Raw genomic sequence first — 21281 nt, 5'->3', positions numbered from 1 at the left:
CACAGGAGCAAGGAAAGTCTCAAGTCAATCCTGGTGTCGTCGATAACCCATCCAACGGGTCCGAGAAAGCAAAGGACTGCGTGGTCCGGTGAACCGGCGCTGCATGACATAGGGTCGTGCGGCAAGGAAGTCGGACGGTTATCGAGCCGAAAGATCCGGACAGAGCGGCGTATGCCGTGCGTTCTCTGATAGACACCGAAAGGATTGAACCATGCCCGCCATCATCAATACCAACATCGCTTCCCTGAACGCCCAACGCAACACCTCGGCCACCCAGTTGTCCATGAGCACGTCCATGCAGCGTCTGTCCTCGGGTCTGCGCGTCAACTCGTCCAAGGACGATGCGGCCGGTCTGGCCATTGCCGAGCGCATGCAAGCCCAGGTGCGCGGCATGAATGTGGCCATCCGCAATGCCAACGACGGCATCTCCCTGGCTCAGACGGCCGAAGGCGCGATGGCCAAGGTCGGCGACGCGCTGCAGCGCATGCGTGAGCTGGCCGTGCAGGCTCGCAACGCGACCAACACCACCGAAGACAAGACCTCGCTGGACAAGGAGTTCGGCGAGCTTGCCAAGGAAATCCAGCGCGTGCTGGGCGGCACCACCTTCAACGGCAAGGCCATCCTGGCGGCGACCGATGCAGGCACCCAGACCTTCCAGGTCGGCGCCAACACCACCGCCAACGATGTGGTGGATGTGGTCACCACCGACATGACGGCCAACACCGACATCAAGGCCGTGGCTGGCGATGACAACCAGGGCGCCAATCGCGCCAGCATCATCGGTGACGCCGCCGCGCTGAAGACCGTGGTCGACAATATCGACAAGGCCATCAACCTGGTCAGCGGTGAGCGCGCCACCCTCGGTGCCGCCCAGAACCGCTTCGAGGCTGTGATCTCCAATCTGCAGGTCTCGGTGGAGAACCAGAGCGCCGCACGCAGTCGCATCATGGATGCCGACTTCGCGAGCGAAACGGCCAACCTCAGCCGAGCGCAGATCCTGCAGCAGGCGGGCACGGCCATGGTGTCCCAAGCCAACCAGGCGCCGCAGCAGGTTCTGCGTCTGCTCCAGTAAAGCAACCAGCACCCATAAGGGCAGCGAACTCGGCAGACGCCGGCGTCGCTGCCTTTTCTTTTGGCCGTTGTTTAGGGCCTTAATCGGGCTTTAGAAACGGCGAGGCACTCGCAGAATTCGTTCCATCGGGCTTGCGAAAGCGGGTCCGACCCCGGACCCAGGTCCGGCTCGGTAGGCAAGACCTGTCACCGAGCCTCGGCCTGAGACTCACGCTGATATTGGGATCAGGCCGGGGGAACGTAACTGCAGGAGTGCTGAAATGCCCCAGACCATCAATACAAACATTGCCTCGCTGAACGCGCAGCGCAATCTGAATTCTTCGCAGTCTTCGCTTGGCGTCTCGATGCAGCGGCTCTCTTCGGGCCTGCGCGTCAACTCCGCCAAGGACGATGCGGCAGGTCTGGCCATTGCCGAGCGCATGAACTCCCAGGTGCGCGGCATGAATGTCGCCATCCGCAATGCCAATGACGGTATTTCGCTGGCCCAGACGGCAGAAGGCGCGCTCGGCAAGATGGCCGACACGCTGCAGCGCATGCGCGAACTGGCGGTTCAGGCGCGCAACGCCACCAACACCAGCGCCGACCGTGTCTCCCTGGGTCAGGAATTCCGGGAACTGGCCAATGAGATCAGCCGCGTCATCGGCGGCACCACCTTCAACGGCAAGACCATCCTGGCCGGGGCGGACTCAGGCACCCAGACCTTCCAGGTGGGCCCCAACACCACCCCCAACGACACCATCGATGTGTTCACGTCCGACCTGACCGCGGACACGAGCATCATTGCGGTCACCGACCCGGCCCAGTCGACCATCAACGACACCTCTGACGCGACCACGCTGAAGACCGTGATCGACAATATCGATGTGGCCATCAACACCGTCAGCTCCCAGCGCGCCGTGCTGGGCGCCTCGCAGAATCGCTTCGAGGCCGTGATTGCAAATCTGCAGATTTCGGTGGAAAACCAGAGTGCCGCTCGCAGCCGCATCATGGATGCCGACTACGCGGCCGAAACCTCCAGCCTGAGCCGAGCGCAGATCCTGCAGCAGGCCGGCAACGCCATGGTGGCGCAGGCCAACCAGCTCCCGCAGCAGGTCCTGTCCCTGTTGCGCGGCGGCTGACGGCGGCCGGCTCATCGCCACACCCTGCACATCCGGCCGGCCCGCAGCCCACCTGCGCGCCGGCCTTAAGTTCTTGATCCATCGGCCGATAAAGCCCTCACCCGCCTCCCCCACGGGAAGCATGGAGTCGCGTCATGCCAACCATCACTTCCGCCGGCATCGGCAGCAATCTTGATGTGGAGTCCATCATCAAGGCGATGGTCAATGTCGAACGCGTGCCCATCAGCCAGTTGCAGACGCGCACCGACGGACTCAAGACCCAGCTCTCGGCCTACGGCAAGGTGCAAAGTGCACTCTCGGCGCTGCGCGATGCCGCCGCCAAGCTGAACAATCCCGACAGCTGGGGGGCCAATGTCGCCAGCTCCAGCGATGCCACGGCAGTGCAGGTCAGCGCGGGCGGCAACAATGTCGCCGGCACCACCGTCGTGACGGTGAGTCGGCTGGCCAGCGCACAGTCGATTGCCAGCAAGCCCCTGGCGGCCGCCCCCGCAAGCGTGGGCACCGGCAGCCTCACCATCGAGCTCGGCAAGTGGAACGCAGACCAGAGCGCCTTCACTGCCAAGAGCGGCGTCAGCGCCATCACCATTGACATCGCCCCGGGCGAAGACCAGATCACCCAGATCCGCGACAAGATCAATGCCGCCAAGGCTGGTGTGGTGGCCTCCATCGTCACCGATGCCTCGGGCCCGCGCCTGGTGATGCGCTCGGCCGAAACCGGCGAGAACAATGGCTTCCGGGTCACGGTGGCCGATGCCGATGGCAACCCGGGCGATGACCAGGGTCTGTCGGCCCTGGCCTTCGACCCCAGCGCCGGTATCACCTCGGCCACCCAGAACCAGGCGGCTGCCAATGCCCTGGCCACGCTCAACGGCCAGCCCGTCAGCACCGAGAGCAATGTGCTCAAGGACAGCATTGACGGTCTGACCATCACCCTGCTCAAGACCACGGTCAGCCCCACGTCCAGCGGCGAGGTCACCCTCAATCTGGCGCAGGATCGCGAAGGCCTCAAGAAGTCGATCAACGACTTCGTGAGCGCCTACAACAGCCTCGCCACCCTGGTGCGTGACCAGACCAAGTACGACGCGGCCACCAAGACCCGCGGCACCCTGCAGGGCGATTCCGCCGTGGTGGGCGTCCAGGGCCAGCTGCGCGGCCTGATGGCAGGCTCCACCTCCCTGGCCGGCGCCTTCGGCCGCCTGGCCGACATCGGCCTGGACCCGGCGGCCGACGGCTCGCTCAAGCTCAATGCCAGCAAACTGGACAAGGCCCTGGCCAAGCTGGATGATCTGAAAAGCTTCTTCATGGGTCTGGACGTTGGCAACCCCGATAACGACGGCTTTGCGCAACGGGTGCGGCGTTTTGCCGACGCAGCCCTGGGCAGCGAGGGCCGCATCAGCAGCCGCCAGAAGGGGCTGCAGGACCTCATCAGCGCCAACGGCAAGCGCACCGAGCAGTTGGAGAACCGGGTGGAGCTGGTCGAGAAGCGCCTGCGCGCCCAGTACACCGCGCTGGACAAGAATATGGGCCAGCTCAACGGCCTCTCGGCCTATGTCAGTCAGCAGATGGCCATGCTGAACCGCCGCTAAGACACGGCGCCACGGGGTCACGGTGCGCCGTCCACCACCGCACCCGCCTCAAGACTCGCAACAACGCCCGGTTCCAGCCGGGCGTTTTTCATGGCGCGCCGCCGTGCAAGCGCGGCGCGGGCATCGCACAGAATGTTGCACGCTGGCCGGGAGCCGGCTCAAGTTTCCCCGAAGGCGGCCGAAGTCACTAACAACAAGGCCCCAACGGAACGAGACACTATGTACGGCAACGCCTCCCCCTTTGCAGCGCGCACCCATCGCGGCAGCGCCATGTACAGCAAGGTGGGTCTTGAGACCGATGTGCTGAATGCCAGCCCGCACCGCCTCGTGGCCATGCTCTTCGACGGGCTGAACGATGCGATGAGCCAGGCCCGCGGCGCCATCGCCGCCGGGAATGTGGAGCTCAAGAGCCGGTCGCTGACGCGGGCGGTGCGCATTCTGGACGAAGGCCTCAAGGCTGCACTGAATATGGAGAGCGGCCAACTCTCCACCGACTTGCGCGATCTCTACGCCTATATGTGCCTGCGCCTGACCCATGCCAATCTGCACGGCGACAGTGCCGCCATCGAGGAATGCCAGCAGCTGCTGGCCCCGGTGCGAGAGGCCTGGGCCAGCATTGGCGCCGAGATGGACCGCAGCCGTCACGCCCCCGCAAGAGCCGCCTGAGAAGCGGCCACCCTCACTCACACCGATTCATCTGCGGACCACGCCCATGAACACCCAACTTCTGAGTTACTACGAAGCCATCGAGCAGGCCAGTGCCGACATGCTCAACGCCGCCCGCTCCGGCAACTGGGATGAAGTGGTCAAGCTTGAAGGCGCCTGCGTGCTGCTGATCTCGCAGCTCAAGCACGCGGCCTCCCGCGATCAGCTGGCCCCCGAGGAGGCCAAGCTCAAGACCCGTATCATGCAGCGCATCCTGCTCAACGATGCCGAGATCCGACACTTGGCCGAGCCCTGGCTAGAGGACCTGGACCGCGTGATGAGCGGCAAGAGCAAAATGGTTCACTGACCCCCGAGCGGCCCGGCATGCACCGGGCCTTTTGCCCTATGAGTCAAACTGCTGCCGCGCCCCACTCCGAAGACTTCCGCGTTGCCGCCGAGCCCGAGATCGAGGCCTGGCTGCGCCAGCTGCTGCAGCAACAGACAACGCTGCAGCTCAGCACACCGGGTGGCCAGAGCGTCGGCAGCCGCATCTGGAACATCGATCCCGAGCGCCACGCCCTGAGCCTGGAGGCCCAGGGCAGCGCCCAGATCCTGCAAGCCCTGATTGACAGCCCCGAGGTCATGGCCGTGGCCTATCTGGACCAGATCCGACTGGAGTTCCAGCTGGCCCCGCTGGTGCTGGTAAAAAGTCCGACCATGGACACCCTGCGCGCGCCCTGGCCGCAGCAGCTCTATCGCTTCCAGCGCCGTGAAGCCTTCCGGGTCGAGCCCCTGGGCTCACCGCGCGCCCTGCTTCAGCATCCCGACCATCCCGATATGGCCCTGCAGCTGCGGGTGCTGGATCTCAGCGCCACCGGCCTGGCCCTGTTGCTGGCACCCGGTCTGCCGCGCCCGCAGATCGGGCAAGCCCTCAGCAGCGTCCAGGTGGAGCTGGAGCGGGACAAGCACTTTGTCTGCGATCTGCGCATCCAGCATGTCTACGAGACCGACGCCGGCCTGCGCCTGGGCTGCGCCTTTGTGAGACTGCCCCAGGGGGCGGATCGCACCCTGCAGCTCTATATCGATCAGACCCAGAAGCGCCAGCGCCTGCTGCGCAAGTCCTGATCGAGGGTCGGGACCGCACGACACGCAGGGAGCCAGCCCTGCCAGGTCCTCGCGAGGGCCACGGCCTGCGGCTTTGGCCGCCGCAGGACGTCAGGGTGGCGAAGCCCTACACCTGCATATTCATGATCTCTGAGTAGGCAGAGACCAGACGGTTGCGCACCTGCAGGGTGGCCTGGAAACCGATCTGCGCTTTTTGCATCGCGATCATGGTGTCTTCCAGGCTGACATTGGGGTTGTCCAGCTGAACCTCGCGCTGCATGCGGCTGGCCTCGGTCTGTGCCTGGCTGACGCTCTTCATGGCCTGGGCCATGGCATCGCCGAAGCTCGCTCCACCCTTGACGGCCGGCGTCAGTGGCTGCCCGTTCACGGCCAGACCGGCGCGTGCGGCGGCCTGAGCGAAATCGAAGGGTTTGAGCTTGAGGTCCATGACGGGTTCTGCCTTGGACTGAATCCTAAGCACAGATGCGCGCGCCAATGGGGGGAACTGCACTCGGTTCATCGGCCTGTTCCCGGCTTTCTTGAGGGGGGCTTTCCGAATAATGAGGGCCAACGGGCAAGCCCTGCGCTCTCCCGTGTGAAACCGCACAAAAAACACCGGCCCCATGGACAACGCCCTCGCCACTCCCGCAGCCACCGCCCTGGTGGAACCGGTTCAAGCCGCCCAACCGGCCGGCTTCGCCGCGCGCCTGGCCGCCCTGCCCATGCGCAGCAAGCTGGGCCTGGGTCTGGGTCTGGCCACCTTGGCCGCAGCGGTGCTGGCCATCACCCTCTACTCCTCCCAGGGCGACTATCGCCCGGTCTTCACCGGCCTGTCCGACAAGGACGGCGGAGCCGTGATCGCCCAGCTGGCCCAGATGAACGTGCCCTACCGCCACGAGCCGGGCGGCACCATTCTGGTTCCGGCCGCCCAGGTCTACGACGTGCGCATGAAGCTGGCCTCGGCCGGCCTGCCCAAGGGCAGCACCGTGGGCTTCGAGCTCATGGACAAGACCTCCATCGGCCAGACCCAGTTCAATGAACGCCTGAACTTCCAGCGCGCGCTGGAGGGCGAGCTGACCCGCACCATCACCGCCATGGCCGATGTGCAGGACGCCCGCGTGCACCTGGCCATGCCCCAGCAGAACGGCTTCTTCCGCGAGCAGCAAAAGCCCAGCGCCTCGGTCATGCTGACCCTGCGCGGCGGCCGCACCCTGGATCGCGCCCAGGTCGCCGGCATCGTGCATCTGGTCTCGGCCTCGGTGCCCGAGCTCAGCCCCAAGGCCGTGTCGGTGCTGGACAGCACCGGCGCCCTGCTCTCCAACAATCACGAGAACCAGAACGGCCTGGACAGCCAGCAGCTGCAGTACAAGCAGCAGATCGAGGCCAATCTGCACAAGCGCATCTACGAGCTGCTGGAGCCCGTGGTCGGCCGCGACAATCTGCGCGCCACCGTGACCGCCGACCTGGACTTCTCCCAGGTCGAATCCACCGCCGAGGAATACAAGCCCAACCAGGGCGCCAATGCCCAGGCCTCGGTGCGCAGCCAGCAGAGCCAGGAAGCGATCAACGCCAACCCGCAGCTGCCCACCGGCGTGCCTGGCGCCGCCACCAACCAGCCGCCCGTGCCGGCCACGGCCCCCATCAACGGCCAGGCCCAGGCCCTGCAGCCCGCGCAAGGCACGGCCGGCGGCCAGCAAAGCACCCGCCGCGAGAACGTCACCAATTACGAGCTGGACAAGACCGTGCGCGTGACCCGCAACGCGGTGGGTACGGTGCGGCGCCTGAATGCGGCCGTGGTGGTCAACCACCGCAGCGTCACCGATGCAAAGGGCAAGACCACGAGCCAGCCGGTCTCCGCCGAGGAACTGAACAAGCTCAACGAGCTGGTGCGCGAGGCCCTGGGCTACAGCCAGGAACGCGGCGACTCCATCAAGGTGGTGTCCGCGCCCTTCGTGCTGGAGAAGCCCAGCGAGGTGGACGTACCGCTGTGGCAGCAGCCCTGGCTGCTGGAGCTGCTGCGCTCCGCCGCCGTGCCCCTGGCCCTGGTGCTGGTGGCACTGATTGCGGTGTTCGGCCTGGTGCGCCCGGCCATCCGTGCGGCCCGCCCGCCCGAGCCCGAGCCCGCGGCCGCGGCCGGCGCCGAAGCCGGCGCGCAGCTGGACGCCGTGGTGGACGACGCCAACGAGCTGCCCGGCGGCCTGCCCGCCCTGGAGGCTCCGGTCTCCAACGACAAGCTGGAGCGTGCCCGGCTGCTGGCCCGCGAAAACCCGGTGGCGGTGGCCAACATCATGCGCAGCTGGATCCACGGCGAAGAAACCGCCTGAGGCCCTAGGGAGCACAGACCATGGACGATCAAGGCGTAGAAGACGCGGCCATCCTGCTGATGTCGCTGGGCGAGGAGGAGGCCTCCGAGGTCTTCAAGCATCTGCAACCCAAGGAGGTTCAGCGCCTGGGCGAAACCATTGCCAAGCTCAAGGTGATCCCGCGCGACCGCGTGGAATCGGTGCTGACCCGCTTCGATGCGGTGGCCGAGACCCAGAGCATGCTGGTCAACGACACCGACGAATACGTGCGCAATGTGCTGCGCAAGGCCCTGGGCGACGACAAGGCCAATCTGCTGCTGGACCGCATCCTGCAAGGCGGCGATGTCTCCAGCATCGAGAGCCTGAAGTGGATGGACGCCGCCTCGGTGGCCGAGCTGCTGCGCAACGAGCACCCCCAGATCATCGCCGCCATCCTGGCCCATCTGGACTTCGACCAGACCGCCTCCGTGCTCAAGGTCTTCACCGAGCGCCAGCGCAACGAGGTGCTGATCCGCATCGCCACGCTGGACGGCATCCAGCCCATGGCGCTGAAGGACCTCAACGAGGTCATGAGCCAGGTGCTGGCCGGTGGCGAGCGCATGAAGAAGTCGAATCTGGGCGGCGTGAAGACCGCGGCCGAGATCATCAACATGATGGGCTCCTCGGTCGAGGCCTCGGTGCTGGACTACATCCGCGAGGCCGACACCGACCTGGCCCAGAAGATCATGGACAACATGTTCACCTTCGACGATCTGGAGAAGATCGACGACCGCGGCATCCAGGCCGTGCTCAAGGAGGTGCAGAGCGAGTCCCTGGTCGTGGCCCTCAAGGGCGCCAGCACCGAGCTGCGGGAGAAGGTGTTCCGCAATATGTCCAGCCGCGCGGCCGAGACCCTGCGCGAGGACCTGGACTCGCGCGGTCCGGTGCGCCTGTCCGAGGTGGAGTCCGAGCAGAAGGAAATGCTCAAGATCGTGCGCCGCCTGGTGGACGAGGGCACCATCGTGCTGGCCGGCGGCGGCGACGACCAGTTCGTCTGAGGCTGAGTCCCCATGCCCCCACGCCAGCCCCCACGTCAGGTTCCGCCGCCCGAGCGCCGCTCGGGGGAGGAGCGCCGTGGCGCCTACAGCCGCATCATTCCCCGCGAGGAGCTCTCGGGATTCTCCGCCTGGATGCCCAGCACCCTGGAAGGCGGCCCCGAGGCGCGGCGTCCGCCCATCTTTGCCACGCCGCCCGCCGCCGCATCAACAGCTCCCGCCCCCGCGCCCGAACCCGCCCCCATGCCCGAGCCGGAGCCCCAGCCCCAGCTGGAGGAGTTGCTGCACGAAGCCCGCCAGAGCGGCTATCAGGACGGCTACCGCGATGGCATGGCCGCGCTGGACGCCTTCAAGAAGAGCTTTGCCCAGCAGATGAGCGCCCAGATCGGCCAGCTGGTCGGCAGCTTTGATGCCGAGTTCCGCGAGCTTGAGGAGCAGATGGCCCAGGCCCTGGCCAGCATGGCCACCGAGCTGGCCCGCCAGGTGGTGCGCAGCGAGCTGAGCCAGCGCCCCGAGCTGATCGCACGGGTGGCGCATGATGCGGTCGAGGCCCTGCAGCTCTCGGCCCGCCATGTGCGTGTGCGCGTCAACCCCGAGGACCTGCCTCTGGTGATGGACGGTGCCGGCGAGGAAATGCGGGCCCGCGAGGCACAGGTCATCCCCGATGCCGACGTGGCCCGCGGTGGCTGCCGGGTCGAGTCCGATATCGGCAGCGTGGACGCCACCCTGGCCGCACGCTGGCTGCAGATCAGCGCCGCCATGGGCCAGCATTCCCTGTGGGAAGACCGCCGCGCCGGCGAGGCTGCGGCTGGCGGCGCCGACGCTGGCACCGAGGAGGCTCGCGGAGCATGAGCAACACCTTCAGCCCCGCCGCCCCGCTCTCCGCTGGCCGTCAGGAGCGCTGGACGCGCTATCTGGACGATCTGCAGGCCTTTGCCGCCACACCCGTGCCGCTGGAACCTCAGGGCAAGCTGGTGCGCGTGGCGGGCCTGGTGCTGGAGGCCACCGGGGTCAAGGTGCCGGTGGGCTCGGTCTGCGAGATCCATGCCCCGCGTCAAGGTGGCAGCTCGCGCCGCGGCAGCGCCCCCGTCAAGGCCGAGGTCGTGGGTTTCTCGGGCGACCGCGCCTTCCTGATGCCCACCGACGAGGTGCAGGGCCTGTCCAGCGGCGCCCTGGTGCTGCCGCGCTTCACACCGCCGCAGGCGCCTCAGCTGGGCAAGCCCCAGCACCCCTGGCGCCGCGACGAAGACCGCGGCCTGCACCTGCCCATGGGCGTGGGCCTGCTGGGCCGCGTGGTCGACCCCCACGGCCACCCCCTGGACCGTCGCGGCCCGCTGGACCTGGTGCATGACGAGCCCATGATCCGCCGCCCCATCAACGCCATGGACCGCGATCCGGTGCGCACCCCGCTGGACACCGGCGTGCGCTCCATCAACGCCATGCTCACCGTAGGTCGTGGCCAGCGCCTGGGCCTGTTCGCCGGCACCGGCGTGGGCAAGTCGGTGCTGCTGGGCATGATGGCCCGCTACACCCAGGCCGATGTGATCGTGGTGGGCCTGATCGGCGAGCGCGGCCGCGAGGTCAAGGAATTCATCGAGGACATCCTGGGCGAGGAGGGTCTGGCCCGCTCCGTGGTGGTGGCCGCGCCGGCCGACGCCCCGCCCCTGGTGCGCATGCAGGGCGCGACCTACTCCACCGCGATTGCCGAGCATTTCCGCGATCAGGGCCTGCATGTGCTGCTGCTGATGGACTCGCTCACCCGCTATGCCATGGCCCAGCGCGAGATCGCCCTGGCCATCGGCGAGCCGCCGGCCACCAAGGGCTATCCGCCCAGCTGCTTCGCCAAGCTGCCCCAGCTGGTCGAGCGCAGCGGCAACGGCCTGGCCGGCGAGGGCTCGATCACCGCCTTCTACACCGTGCTGAGCGAGGGCGACGACCAGCAGGACCCGATCGCCGACGCCGCCCGCGGCATCCTGGACGGCCATATCGTGCTCTCGCGCGAGCTGGCCGAGGCCGGCCACTACCCCGCCATCGACATCGAGCGCTCGATCTCGCGCGTGATGAGCAATGTGGCGCCCCAGACCCATCTGGAGGCGGCGCGCCGCTTCCGCCAGCTGCTGGCCAAGTACAACAAGGCGCGCGACCTGATCCAGCTCGGTGCCTACCAGAGCGGCCACGACCACGAGCTCGACCTCGCCGTGCGCCTGCACCCCGACATGATCCGCCTGCTTCAGCAGGACATGCACAGCCCTGCCGGCCTGGACGACAGCGTCGGCCAGCTCAAGGCTGTGGTTAACCCGCACTGAAAACGGCCGATAAGCGTAAGACGGAGAGTCCGCCATGAGCACCCAAGCCCTCAACATCCTGCTGGAGCGCGCCGAGGCCGAGCGCGACGACGCCCTGGCCAAGCTTCAGGAGCTGCAGCAGCAGGCCGCGGCGGCCCGCACCCAGGCCGAGCAGCTGGGCCAGTACCGCAGCGAGTACGAGCAGCGCTGGACCCGCCAGTTTGCGCAGCGCACCACAATCGACATCGTGGGCCACTATCAGAGCTTCGGCCAGCGCCTGGACCAGGCCATCAGCCAGCAAGGTGCCATCAGCCAGTTCGCCGAGCAGCGCGTGGAGCGCGCCCGCGAGGTGCTGCGCGATCTGGAGCTGCGCGTGGCCTCGGTGCGCAAGCTGATCGAGCGCCGCCAGGGCGAGCTGCGCCGCAGCGCCCAGCGCCGCGAGCAGAAGCTCACCGATGAGCAGGCCGCACGTGCCGCGCTCTCGCAGATGAACCCCTTTGTGCGCCTGAGCGCCTGAGCCCGGGAGCCGCTGATGAATCCGCTTGCCAATGCCACGATCTCCGGCCTGGGCGGCGCACCGCGCCACGTGCCGGGCTTCAGCCCCCCCCCCGCCAGCCAGGCCTCGGGCTCGAGTTTCGCCGCCCTGCTGCGCGAGCAGGCGGCCAGCGCCGTGAGCGCGCCCAAGCTGGGTGCAGCCCCCGCTCCCGCCCCGGCCCCGGTGGCCTCCCGGCCCAGCCCCGCACCCCGCCCCGCCGAATCTCGCGAGCCCGAGAGCAAGCCGGCGGAGTCCCGCGCTGCGTCCCGCAGCAGCGAGCCGGCCGGTCGCAAGCCACAGGGTGCAAACACGGGCAGCAGCAAGACCGCTCAGGGCGCCCACGACACAGAGCAGCGCGCCCGCGCCAGAAACCAGAGGGACAGCGCTGCCGAGCCGGGCTCGCGCAGCGCGGGTGACGCCAGCGAGCCCGCCGCCGAAGATCGCGAGCTGGCCCATACCTCTGGCCCCGGCCCGGATGGGGCAATGGCCGCCATGCTGGCCGCCACCGGCCAGAACCTGAACCCGGCGCCCGCGCCTGTGGGATCGGGCGGCGCCAGCGCGCTCGACCCTGCATGGCAGGACGCCTCGGTGCTGGGGACGGGCCAGGAGGGCTCGGCCACCGACAGTGCAGCGCCGGTCGAGCCCGGCACGCGCCGCAGTGCAGGCCTGAGCACCGGGCTTGAAGGCCTGGACAAGGCCGGCCAGCCCTCCTCGCCCGAGCTGGCGGCCGCCGCATCGGCGGATACCCCGCTGGGCACGGCAGGTCTGGATCAGGAACAGGGGACGATACCGCTGGCGGCCGGCATGGCTGAGGGCGGGCGTTCGAGTTTCGCGGCCAAGCTGGAGCAGGCTCAGCCCCTGCCCTTCGAGGCCTTGCAAGGTCTTCAGGGGCTTCAGCCCAGCACCGGCAGCAGCGAGGCCGCCGACCGGCCGCCTGCCGTGCTGAGCCTGAGCCCGCCGCTGCACAGCCCGGAATTTGCACCCGAGATGGCCGCCCGCCTGAGCGTGCTGACCAGCGAGGGCGTGCAGCGCGCCGAACTGCATCTGAATCCGGCCGAGATGGGCCCGGTGCAGATCCAGATCGTGGTGGACGGCCAGCAGGCCCAAATATCCTTTATGAGCGACCAGTCCGAGACCCGTGCGGTTCTGGAACGCAGCCTGCCCGAACTGGCCAGTGCGCTGCGCGACAACGGCCTGACGCTCAGTGGCGGCGGCGTCTTCCAGCAGCAACGTGAGCGCGAGGGCGCCTCATCCCAGCAGGGTGAAGGCAGCCGCAGCGGCCGCTCACGAGAAGGCGGCGGCGCCGAGACGCTCGAAGCCGGCAGCCCGCTCGGCAGCAGCACACCCAGGCCGCCCGCACGTGCGCGCGGCGTGGTGGATCTTTACGCTTGATGAACATCGATGCTTTGGGGCGGCTTTTTGATGCATGCTTCGAGCCTCGCTTGCGAATAATGGGAATGCATGAGCGGATGAGCCTGGCTGGGCTCCTCTGCCTCTGATCAAGGAGTCTTCATGGCCACCGCTGCCGCCCCCGAGGCTGCCCCCGCCGGAGGGGGCAAGAAAAAGCTCATCATCATCATCGTCGCCCTCGTGCTGGTGCTGGTGGTGGGCGGGGTTGCGGCCGTGCTGCTGCTCAAGAAGAAGCCTGCCGCCGAGGGTGAAGGTGAGGAGGAGGCACAGGCCGCTGCCCATGTGCCCGCCCCGGCGCCGCCCAAGCCCGGCACACCGCCGGTCTTCGTGCCCCTGGAGCCCTTCACGGTCAATCTGGCCGACAAGGACGTGGATCGTTTCGCCCAGGTGGGCGTGACCCTGGAAGTGGCCGACCCCAAGTTTGCCGACCAGCTCAAGGCCTATATGCCGGCCATACGCAGCAATATCCTGATGACCCTGTCCTACAAGACCTCGGCCGAGCTGCTCTCGCGCGAGGGCAAGGAAAAGCTGGCGCGCGAGATCATGCGCGAGTCGGTGCGTCCCCTGGGCATTGAGATCGAGGACGAGGACGAGGAAGCGAGCGGCGAAGAGCCCAAGAAGAAAAAGAAGAAGCGTCGCGCGCCGGTCTACAACCCCGTCACCAATGTGCTGTTCTCCAGCTTCATCGTGCAATGAACCAGCAGATTCTTTCGCAAGACGAAGTCGATGCCCTGCTCCAAGGCATCACCGGCGAGAGCCAGAAGCTCGAGGCCGAGGAGGAGCAGGTTGGCGGCATACGCGACTACAACCTGGCGAGCCAGGAACGCATCGTGCGTGGGCGCATGCCCACGATGGAAATCATCAACGAGCGTTTTGCCCGCAATATTCGCGTGGGCCTCTTCAACTTCATCCGCAAGAGTCCCGAGGTCGCAATCGGCGGCATCAAGGTGCAGAAGTACAGCGCCTTCCTGCGCGAGATTGTGGTGCCCACCAACTTCAACATCGTCTCGGTGCGCCCGCTGCGCGGCTCGGGCCTGATCGTCTGCGACCCCACCCTGGTGTTCGCGGTGATCGACTCCCTGTTTGGCGGCATCGGCAAGTTCCACGCCCGCATTGAAGGCCGCGACTTCTCCGCCACTGAGCAGCGCGTGATCCTGCGCCTGGTGGAAGTGATCACGGCCGAGTACCGCAAGGCCTGGACCGGCATCTACCCGCTGGAGCTGGACTACCAGCGCTCGGAGATGCAGCCGCAGTTCGCCACCATCGCCACGCCCAGCGAGATCGTGGTCTCCACCAGCTTCACGCTGGAGATTGGCGAAACCAGCGGCACTGTGTATTTCTGCATTCCCTACTCCACCCTGGAGCCAATACGGGACGTGCTCTACTCCACCACGGTGGGCGACTCCTCCGAACCCGACCGGCGCTGGGTCAATCTGCTCAAGCATCAGATCCAGGCCGCCGAGGTCGAGCTGGTGGCCGAGCTGGCCACGGCTCCAGCAACCGTGGAGCAATTGCTGGCCTTCAAGCCGGGCGACTTCATTGAGCTGGATCTGGACCCCATGATCAAGGCCAAAGTGGACGGCGTGCCGGTGTTCGATTGCAATTACGGCACCTCGAATGGCAAGTACGCCCTCAAGATTGACAAGATGCTGACCAGTCCGGATTCGGGCTGGCTGGGAGCCCGCGATGTCACCTGACACCCCATCCCAAGAAGAACAGGACGCAATGGCGGCCGAATGGGCCGCCGCACTGGCCGAGGCCAAGGGCTCCGATGTGGCCGAGGAGGTGCAGCCGGCGCCGGAGCAGGTGGCTCCGGCCAGCTTCGCCAGCTTCAGCCCCACGCCGGTAAATGCCCCCGGTAGCGACATCAACATGATCCTGGACATCCCGGTCCAGCTCACGGTTGAACTGGGGCGCACCCGCATTCCGATCAAGAACATCCTGCAACTGGCCCAGGGTTCGGTGGTGGAGCTGGATGCGCTGGCGGGTGAGCCCATGGACGTGCTGGTCAACGGTTACCTGATCGCCCAGGGCGAGGTGGTGGTGGTGAACGACAAGTTCGGCATCCGCTTGACCGACATCGTCACGCCCTCGGAGCGCATGCGCCGCCTCTCCAAGACCTGAGCCCTCTGCGGCCCCGGCGAGGCGAAAGCCAGACCAAGGCCCGAAACGGGCGCTTTCAATGGCGATTGGGGCCTGCGCTCCCGACCCACAATGGTCGGGCCATGAGCAATAGCAACCTCCTGCCCCTACTCTGGTTCATCGCCATCCTGGCCCTGATCCCGGCCCTGCTGTGGCTGCTCAAGCGCACACCGCTGGGCGGGCAGAGCGCCCAGGGCCAGATGCGCACGGTGGCCGCCCTGCAGATTTCGCCCAGCCAGCGCCTGCTGACCGTGGAGGTCGGTCAGGGCGACGACCGGCGCTGGCTGGTCCTGGGCGTGAGCCCGCAGCAGATCAATACCCTGCATGTGATGCCGCCGCAGGCGGATGCCCCCGTCGGCCATACCGCTCAGGCCCTGCCCCCGTTTGCCCAGCTGCTCAAGAACAAGCTGCGCAGCAAGGAGGAGGATGGCCATGCGTCCTGAGACCGCCCGCCGCGCCCTGGTCCTGAGTCTGCTGCTGGCCACGGGAGCGGCCCTGGCGCAGAGCAACCCGCCGCCGGCCACCCTGCCCCTGGTCATCGGCCAGGGCCCCGGTGGCAGCAGCTACTCGGTCCCCATACAGACCCTGCTCTTCTTCACGGCCTTGGGCTTTCTGCCGGCCGTGCTGCTGATGATGACGGGCTTCACCCGCATCGTGATCGTGCTGTCCCTGATGCGCCAGGCGCTGGGCACCCAGGCCGCGCCCCCCAACCAAGTGATCATCGGGCTCTCGCTCTTCCTGACCTTCTTCGTGATGAGTCCCACGCTGGACAAGGTCTACGAGCAGGCCTGGCAGCCCTACTCGACGGGCCAGATCGGCTTTGACGAGGCGCTCAAGCGTGCCGAGGCCCCCATGCGCGGCTTCATGCTCAAGCAGACGCGCCAGTCGGATGTGGCCCTGTTTGCGCGCCTGGCCAAGCTGGAGGGCGACATCAAGCCCGAGGCCGTGCCCTTCCGCGTGCTGGTGCCGGCCTTTGTGACCAGCGAGCTCAAGAGCGCCTTCCAGATCGCCTTCCTGATCTTCATCCCCTTCCTGGTGATAGACATGATCGTCTCCAGCGTGCTGATGAGCCTGGGCATGATGATGTTGTCACCGGTGCTGGTGGCCCTGCCCTTCAAGCTGATGCTGTTCGTGCTCGCTGACGGCTGGAATCTGCTGCTGGGCTCGCTGGCGGCAAGCTTTGCGCAATAGCGCCACGAGATACAAGACCATGGACGCGCAACAAGTCTTCACCTTCGGCCAGCAAGGCCTATACATGCTGCTGATGGTGGCCGCCCCCGTCTTGCTGGTGGTACTGGCCGTTGGCGTGCTGGTCAGCGTGTTCCAGGCGGCGACCCAGATCAACGAGGCCACCCTGTCCTTCGTGCCCAAGATCGTCGCCGCCGTGCTGGTGCTGGCCGTGGCCGGCCCCTGGATGATGACCACCCTGGTGGAATACATCCAGCGCACGCTGCAGACGATTCCCCAGGTGGTGGGCTAGGCCTGGACGCCGTCGCTCGCTGAGACAGCACCGTCGCGCAGAACGATGTTCAGCGTCACCGAAGCCCAGCTGCTCGAGTGGCTGACGCCCCTGCTCTGGCCGACCATCCGTGTGCTGGCCTTGCTGGCCGGGATGCCCGTTTTCAGCCAACGCAATATGCCCATGCGGGTGCGCGTGGGCCTGGCGGTCTTCATCTCGCTGGCGGCCCAACCCTCCCTGCCCGCCATGCCCGTGGTGCCGCTGGACAATCTGCCCCTGCTGCTCATGCTGCTGGCGCAGCAGCTGCTGATCGGGCTGTCCATGGGCTTTGCGGTGCGGCTGGTCTTTGCGGCGCTGGAGTTCGCGGGCGAGCTCATCGGTCTGCAGATGGGTCTGAACTACGCCGGCTTTTTCGACCCGACCACCGGCAGCCAGGGCACGGCCAGTTCACGCTTCTTCGGCACCATGGTGGCCTTCCTCTTCATCGCGATCAACGGCCATCTGCTGCTGATACAGGCCGTGATCCAGAGCTTTCACGCCTTCCCCATCGGTCAGGAGCCTTTTGCCTTCCTGCGTGCCGCCCAGCCGCAGACCTGGGGCGCCGAGATCTTCCGCATCGGCCTGTGGATCGCCCTGCCCCTGATCACCATGCTCATGTTCGTCAATCTGGTGCTGGGCGTGATCTCCCGGGTGGCGCCCCAGATCAATGTGTTCTCGGTCGGTTTTCCGCTAACGGTGAGCGTGGGCCTGGTGGGCATGGTGGCCACCCTGCCGCTGATGCAGACGCCTTTTGCCATGGCCCTGGAGCGGCTGCTTCAAGCCTTCAGCTGAACCAGGCGTTCAGCGCACCTCGCGCGCCAGCTTGAGCACCTGGGAGCTGAGCACCAGCCCGCGCCGTCGGGCCTCGGTGTTGTTGACGCGAAAGGCCAGTCCGTTGGTTTCGAGCACCAGCGTGAAGACAGCCCCCGCGCGAAAGGCATCGGGCGAGTCCCCCACCAGCAGTACGGGCTCATCCTTGAGCGCACGCATCCACCGCTGCCAGTCCAGGCGATCAACGGCGGCCAGAACCAGCAGTTGGCATGCCTCCGCCTGGCTCGGGGACTTGATGAGCCGGAAGACCGCGGGCACGCCGGCCTGCGACTTGCTGCTGATGGCCTGCAAGGCCGATGCGAGCGGCCCCTCGCCCACCATGCAGTAGTGAAACTCCTGCAGCGGTGGCGGCGGCCACTCCGTGAACTGGGCAAAGCGGTAGATGAACGCCGCCTTGAGTTGCGCCTCCTGAGGGTTGGACCAGCCTGCGCTCGGCAGGCTGGCGAACAGGGTCAGCCAGGCATAGGCGAACAGGCGGCCGGCACGGACCGTCATGGCAAGACCCGGCCTCATGGCAGCTGCCACTCCAAGCCAAGCCGCAAGCTGCGAGAGGCTTGCCGGGTCACGAACGAGTCGGGGCGGGTCTGGTCCAGAACACGGGCATTGCTGAGATTGTGCAGGCCCAGGGTCAGTCCCCAGCTCGGCTCCATCCGCCAACGCAGGAGCAAATCCTGCTGCGCATAGCCCGGCAGGTCTCGCGCCGGCGCCAATCGGCGACTGACGCTGTGCAGCTGCCAGGCCAGAGACCAGCGATCATTCAGGGGAAGTCGGTAGTTCAGTTTCAGCAAGGCGTGTGGCGAATTGTTGAGCCGCACCCCCGACTGCGTCTGGCTGCGTTGCAGCGAAAGCGCCATGCCCAGCTGAGCACCCCTGCGCCAGCGCTGCTCCAGCCCGAACTCCAGCCCCGCGCTGCGCACCGGATCGGCATTGATGTAAGCCCAAGCTGTGTCGTCCAGGCCAATCAAGCGCCGCAGCTGAGATCCATAGACCGAGGCCCGGTAGCGCAGACCCGAAGCCAGGCTGTGATCCCAGGCGACTTCCATGGAACGCACCCGCTCGGGGCGGGGCTCAGACTGCTCGACGGCGCTATTGACCATGCGCTCATAGAGATTGGGCTCGCGGTGGGCACTGCCCAGGGTCCATCTCAGGCTGGAGCGCTCTGAAACGGTCCAGATCCAAGCAAGGCGTGGATTCCAGCGCGCCGAACCGGCTGCATCACCTCGATCCGCCCGCAGGCCCAGCACCAAGCGATGTCCGGACGCAAGGGCCCATTCATCCTGAACATAGAGCCCCAGTCGGTGCCCCTGCTGCTGATAGCTCTGCAGCGGCGTGTCGCCCACGACGCGGAACTCCAGGTCCTGTCTGTCGTCGTCCTGGATCTCGACGCCCAGACTCAGGCGATGCTCACGATCGAGCTGGCGGCCCAGCTGAAACTCGGCATGGCGCCACTGCCCGAGCGCCTGAAAGCGCAGGTGTCCCGTCTCACCGGTTTGCAGCCGAAACGGCACATCATTGCGATAGCGCATCACCTGGGCCGACCAACGCAACCCCACATCCCAGCCTTCGCCGAGCTGCGTCTCATAGGCCAGCTGGACAAAGCCATGGTCGTTGACATCATTGGACTGCCCGAGCTCCGGCTCCGCCTGGCGGCCCATGACGCGCGGCGAGCCACGGTTGTAGCTGCTCATGCCCAGCCGCAGCTGCAAGCCCTCACGGTTCCAGAAGGCCGAGAGCTTGCTGCTGCGCTCCCAGGTGAGCTGCCTGGCCAGCGGAGTCTGAAAAGCCGGCTCATCGATGGGCACGTACATATCGCGGCGATCGAAGACGCTGAGCGCCAGTCCGTATTCGGCGCCATCAGCCAGGCGGCGCGACCAACTCGCGCCCGCGCGATGGCCTCGCTGCGAATCGACACTGCCGTACAGACGCAGGCCAGCCCCCTTGCCGGCACCACGCGTGCTGATGCTGATCACCCCCAGGAAAGCATTGCTGCCATACATCGCACCGCCGGGGCCGGGCGCAAACTCCACGCGCTCAATGGCCTCGATATCCACCGGGAAGTCCTCGGCCACGGGCGCCGCGTCATAGATGTTCTCGTTCAAGCGCATGCCATCAAGCAAGATGAGCAGCCGCCCATTGAGATCTGCGGGGCGACCGAGGCCGCGCGCACCCACAAAGGTCGAGATGCCGTCGCTGGTGACGTAAAGCCCGGGCAGTTGCCGCAGCACATCCGCCAGATTGCGCAGCCCCCGGCTGCGAATCTCCTCACCCGCGAGCACATAGGTCAGCCCCGGGGCCTGCTCGGCGCTTTGCGCAAACCGCGAGGCGGCCGAGACCACCACATCGCGCGGCTCCACCGCCAAGCCCTTGCGCAGCAGCTGCTCGAGACTCAGCTCCGTGGGATCGGGGTCGACATCGGCATGGGCATGCCCCACGGACAGCGCCCACAGAAGTGCCCACATCACCCCACTGGCCCCAACCCTAGCCCTGCGCATGGGCGACCCTCCGGTAGCAGTTCTTGCCGGCACGCTTGGCCGCGTACATGGCCGCGTCGGCCGCTTGCAAGAGCCCATCGGCATCTTGCGCGTCCGTCGGAAAGAAGGCCAGGCCCACCGTCGCGCCAACAGGCATCAGCACGCCGCCCACCACCAGCGGCTCGCGAACCGAACTGATCAGTCGCTGAGCCATCTGTTCGGCCACCGCAACGTGCTGGAGCTCCGGCAGCAGCAGTGCAAACTCGTCTCCACCCAGCCGACACAGCAGATCCCCGCGGCGCAGCACGGCGGACATGCGCCGCGCCACCACCCTCAGCACCTCGTCGCCAGCGTCATGGCCATGGTTGTCATTGACGTGTTTGAAATTGTCGAGATCGATGAACATCAGGCCCATCAGACCCTGGCTCGCTTGCGCACGCGACACCATCTCGCGGATGGCGCCCTGAAAGAACAGGCGGTTGGGCAGCTGGGTCAGGCTGTCGTGATGGGCGAGCTGCTGAAACTGCTGGCCCGCCTGCTGCTCCAGACGAAGGCGCTGGTTGATCTGCTCCTGCGCGACCTCGATGCGGGCCAGCATCTCGTTGAAACGCTGCGCCAAGCGGCCCACCTCATCCAGCCGATGGACCTGCGCGCGCAGGCCGTAGTCTTGTTGTGCAGCCACCTGCTCGGCCAGGCGCCCCAACTCCACAATGGGGGCCAGGGCACGCCGCTGCACCAGGCGTGAGGCCGCGGCCGCCACCAAGCTGGCCAGCAGGATCACGATCCCCGCCGTGAGACTCAGCCAGAGCATGCTGCGCGTCAAGATGTCCAGGCGCTCCCGGAGCTGCAACTGGCCCAGCACTTCGCCCTTGAACTCGATGGTCTCCCGAATCTCAATTTCGGGGGCCGAAAGCAAACCCGTCTGTGCCTGCAGTTTGGGGCTCTGCCATTCGACCAGAACGCGCCCGTCGGCCGCCAACAGCCGCAGCTCGACAAGGTCAGGCCGAAAGCTAAATCCAGCGAGCTCGGCCCGCATGGCCTCCAGATCATTGAACGCCACCATGGAGGCCAGGTTGTTGGCCAGCAGACCCGCCGCCAGCTCTGCGGCATCGGTCTGGCGCTGCACGGCTGCTTTCCAGGTCAGTGAGGCAATCAGCAGCACCGTCAGCAGCAGGGTCAGAACCAAGACCGCCAGATTGAGCGTCGTGAGGCGGCGCACCAGGGACGGGCTGGCGCGCGGGCGCGCGG

At 66.8% G+C, this 21281-nt stretch carries 23 protein-coding genes; 19 read left to right on the top strand and 4 right to left on the bottom strand.

Features of this window, described 5'->3' with window-relative positions; all coding sequences use genetic code 11:
• The first annotated feature begins 211 nt into the window (after window positions 1-211).
• The 6 genes from DFR39_RS18415 to DFR39_RS18390 all read left to right on the top strand — a co-directional run bounded on the left by DFR39_RS18415 (window position 212) and on the right by DFR39_RS18390 (window position 5545).
• Window positions 212-1072, top strand: a complete 861-nt coding sequence (locus tag DFR39_RS18415; RefSeq protein WP_133605306.1) for a flagellin N-terminal helical domain-containing protein — start codon at window positions 212-214, stop codon at window positions 1070-1072.
• A 259-nt stretch (window positions 1073-1331) separates the two neighbouring features.
• Window positions 1332-2189: a flagellin N-terminal helical domain-containing protein gene (locus DFR39_RS18410; protein ID WP_133605305.1), complete on the top strand. Its 858-nt coding sequence runs from the start codon at window positions 1332-1334 to the stop codon at window positions 2187-2189.
• A 134-nt stretch (window positions 2190-2323) separates the two neighbouring features.
• A complete protein-coding gene (gene fliD, locus DFR39_RS18405; protein WP_133605304.1) occupies window positions 2324-3775 on the top strand; it encodes a flagellar filament capping protein FliD in 1452 nt (483 codons plus the stop codon).
• A gap of 219 nt (window positions 3776-3994) precedes the next feature.
• Entirely contained in the window at window positions 3995-4441 is a 447-nt protein-coding gene (gene fliS / locus DFR39_RS18400) for a flagellar export chaperone FliS (protein WP_133605303.1), read from the top strand.
• A 46-nt stretch (window positions 4442-4487) separates the two neighbouring features.
• Window positions 4488-4787, top strand: coding sequence for a flagellar protein FliT (locus DFR39_RS18395; protein ID WP_133605302.1), 300 nt, complete (start codon window positions 4488-4490; stop codon window positions 4785-4787).
• Window positions 4788-4825: 38 nt separating this feature from the next.
• A complete protein-coding gene (locus tag DFR39_RS18390) occupies window positions 4826-5545 on the top strand; it encodes a flagellar brake protein (RefSeq protein ID WP_162849583.1) in 720 nt (239 codons plus the stop codon).
• Between the two features lie 106 nt (window positions 5546-5651).
• On the opposite strand, the gene fliE is transcribed toward DFR39_RS18390, so the two are convergent.
• Window positions 5652-5972: a flagellar hook-basal body complex protein FliE gene (gene fliE, locus DFR39_RS18385; protein ID WP_133605300.1), complete on the bottom strand. Its 321-nt coding sequence runs from the start codon at window positions 5970-5972 to the stop codon at window positions 5652-5654.
• 175 nt (window positions 5973-6147) lie between these two features.
• Between fliE and fliF the strand changes: the two genes are divergently transcribed.
• The 13 genes from fliF (at window position 6148) to fliR (ending at window position 17523) form a co-directional block, all read left to right on the top strand.
• Window positions 6148-7848, top strand: coding sequence for a flagellar basal-body MS-ring/collar protein FliF (gene fliF, locus DFR39_RS18380; RefSeq protein WP_133605299.1), 1701 nt, complete (start codon window positions 6148-6150; stop codon window positions 7846-7848).
• Window positions 7849-7868: 20 nt separating this feature from the next.
• Window positions 7869-8864: a flagellar motor switch protein FliG gene (gene fliG, locus DFR39_RS18375; protein WP_133605298.1), complete on the top strand. Its 996-nt coding sequence runs from the start codon at window positions 7869-7871 to the stop codon at window positions 8862-8864.
• Window positions 8865-8876: 12 nt separating this feature from the next.
• Window positions 8877-9713 (top strand): FliH/SctL family protein, encoded by an 837-nt coding sequence (locus tag DFR39_RS18370; RefSeq protein ID WP_133605297.1) that lies wholly within the window; start codon window positions 8877-8879, stop codon window positions 9711-9713.
• Window positions 9710-11167, top strand: a complete 1458-nt coding sequence (fliI, locus tag DFR39_RS18365; protein WP_133605296.1) for a flagellar protein export ATPase FliI — start codon at window positions 9710-9712, stop codon at window positions 11165-11167. The genes DFR39_RS18370 and fliI overlap by 4 nt, the downstream gene beginning before the upstream one ends.
• Before the next feature lie 34 nt (window positions 11168-11201).
• The gene (fliJ, locus tag DFR39_RS18360; RefSeq protein ID WP_133605295.1) at window positions 11202-11663 is read left to right on the top strand and encodes a flagellar export protein FliJ; all 462 of its coding nucleotides are present in this window, start codon (window positions 11202-11204) and stop codon (window positions 11661-11663) included.
• A 15-nt stretch (window positions 11664-11678) separates the two neighbouring features.
• Window positions 11679-13073 (top strand): flagellar hook-length control protein FliK, encoded by a 1395-nt coding sequence (locus DFR39_RS18355; RefSeq protein WP_133605294.1) that lies wholly within the window; start codon window positions 11679-11681, stop codon window positions 13071-13073.
• Window positions 13074-13193: 120 nt separating this feature from the next.
• The gene (locus tag DFR39_RS18350; RefSeq protein ID WP_133605293.1) at window positions 13194-13787 is read left to right on the top strand and encodes a flagellar basal body-associated FliL family protein; all 594 of its coding nucleotides are present in this window, start codon (window positions 13194-13196) and stop codon (window positions 13785-13787) included.
• Window positions 13784-14788 (top strand): flagellar motor switch protein FliM, encoded by a 1005-nt coding sequence (fliM, locus tag DFR39_RS18345; RefSeq protein ID WP_133605292.1) that lies wholly within the window; start codon window positions 13784-13786, stop codon window positions 14786-14788. The genes DFR39_RS18350 and fliM overlap by 4 nt, the downstream gene beginning before the upstream one ends.
• Window positions 14778-15215 (top strand): flagellar motor switch protein FliN, encoded by a 438-nt coding sequence (gene fliN / locus DFR39_RS18340; RefSeq protein ID WP_133605291.1) that lies wholly within the window; start codon window positions 14778-14780, stop codon window positions 15213-15215. The genes fliM and fliN overlap by 11 nt, the downstream gene beginning before the upstream one ends.
• A 101-nt stretch (window positions 15216-15316) precedes the next feature.
• Window positions 15317-15676, top strand: a complete 360-nt coding sequence (locus tag DFR39_RS18335) for a FliO/MopB family protein (RefSeq protein WP_133605290.1) — start codon at window positions 15317-15319, stop codon at window positions 15674-15676.
• Window positions 15666-16424: a flagellar type III secretion system pore protein FliP gene (fliP, locus tag DFR39_RS18330; protein ID WP_133605289.1), complete on the top strand. Its 759-nt coding sequence runs from the start codon at window positions 15666-15668 to the stop codon at window positions 16422-16424. The genes DFR39_RS18335 and fliP overlap by 11 nt, the downstream gene beginning before the upstream one ends.
• A 19-nt stretch (window positions 16425-16443) precedes the next feature.
• Entirely contained in the window at window positions 16444-16713 is a 270-nt protein-coding gene (gene fliQ / locus DFR39_RS18325; protein WP_133605288.1) for a flagellar biosynthesis protein FliQ, read from the top strand.
• A gap of 45 nt (window positions 16714-16758) precedes the next feature.
• A complete protein-coding gene (gene fliR, locus DFR39_RS18320; RefSeq protein WP_133605287.1) occupies window positions 16759-17523 on the top strand; it encodes a flagellar biosynthetic protein FliR in 765 nt (254 codons plus the stop codon).
• Between the two features lie 9 nt (window positions 17524-17532).
• Here fliR and DFR39_RS18315 read toward each other — a convergent pair whose 3' ends face one another.
• The 3 genes from DFR39_RS18315 to DFR39_RS18305 are packed head-to-tail and all read right to left on the bottom strand — an operon-like array spanning window position 17533 to window position 21252.
• On the bottom strand, window positions 17533-18075 hold the full coding sequence (locus DFR39_RS18315) for a YfiR family protein (protein ID WP_246030890.1): 543 nt from the start codon (window positions 18073-18075) through the stop codon (window positions 17533-17535).
• Entirely contained in the window at window positions 18072-20021 is a 1950-nt protein-coding gene (locus DFR39_RS18310) for a TonB-dependent receptor plug domain-containing protein (RefSeq protein WP_162849582.1), read from the bottom strand. Before DFR39_RS18310 ends, DFR39_RS18315 begins: the two co-directional genes overlap by 4 nt.
• A 19-nt stretch (window positions 20022-20040) precedes the next feature.
• Window positions 20041-21252: a sensor domain-containing diguanylate cyclase gene (locus tag DFR39_RS18305; RefSeq protein WP_246030889.1), complete on the bottom strand. Its 1212-nt coding sequence runs from the start codon at window positions 21250-21252 to the stop codon at window positions 20041-20043.
• Window positions 21253-21281: the final 29 nt, after the last annotated feature.

The organism is Roseateles asaccharophilus, from assembly GCF_004362405.1.
GTDB classification, from domain to species: Bacteria; Pseudomonadota; Gammaproteobacteria; order Burkholderiales; family Burkholderiaceae_C; genus Kinneretia; species Kinneretia asaccharophila.
Note: the sequence above shows the minus strand (reverse complement) of the source record. Positions and strands in the feature narration are given on the sequence as shown.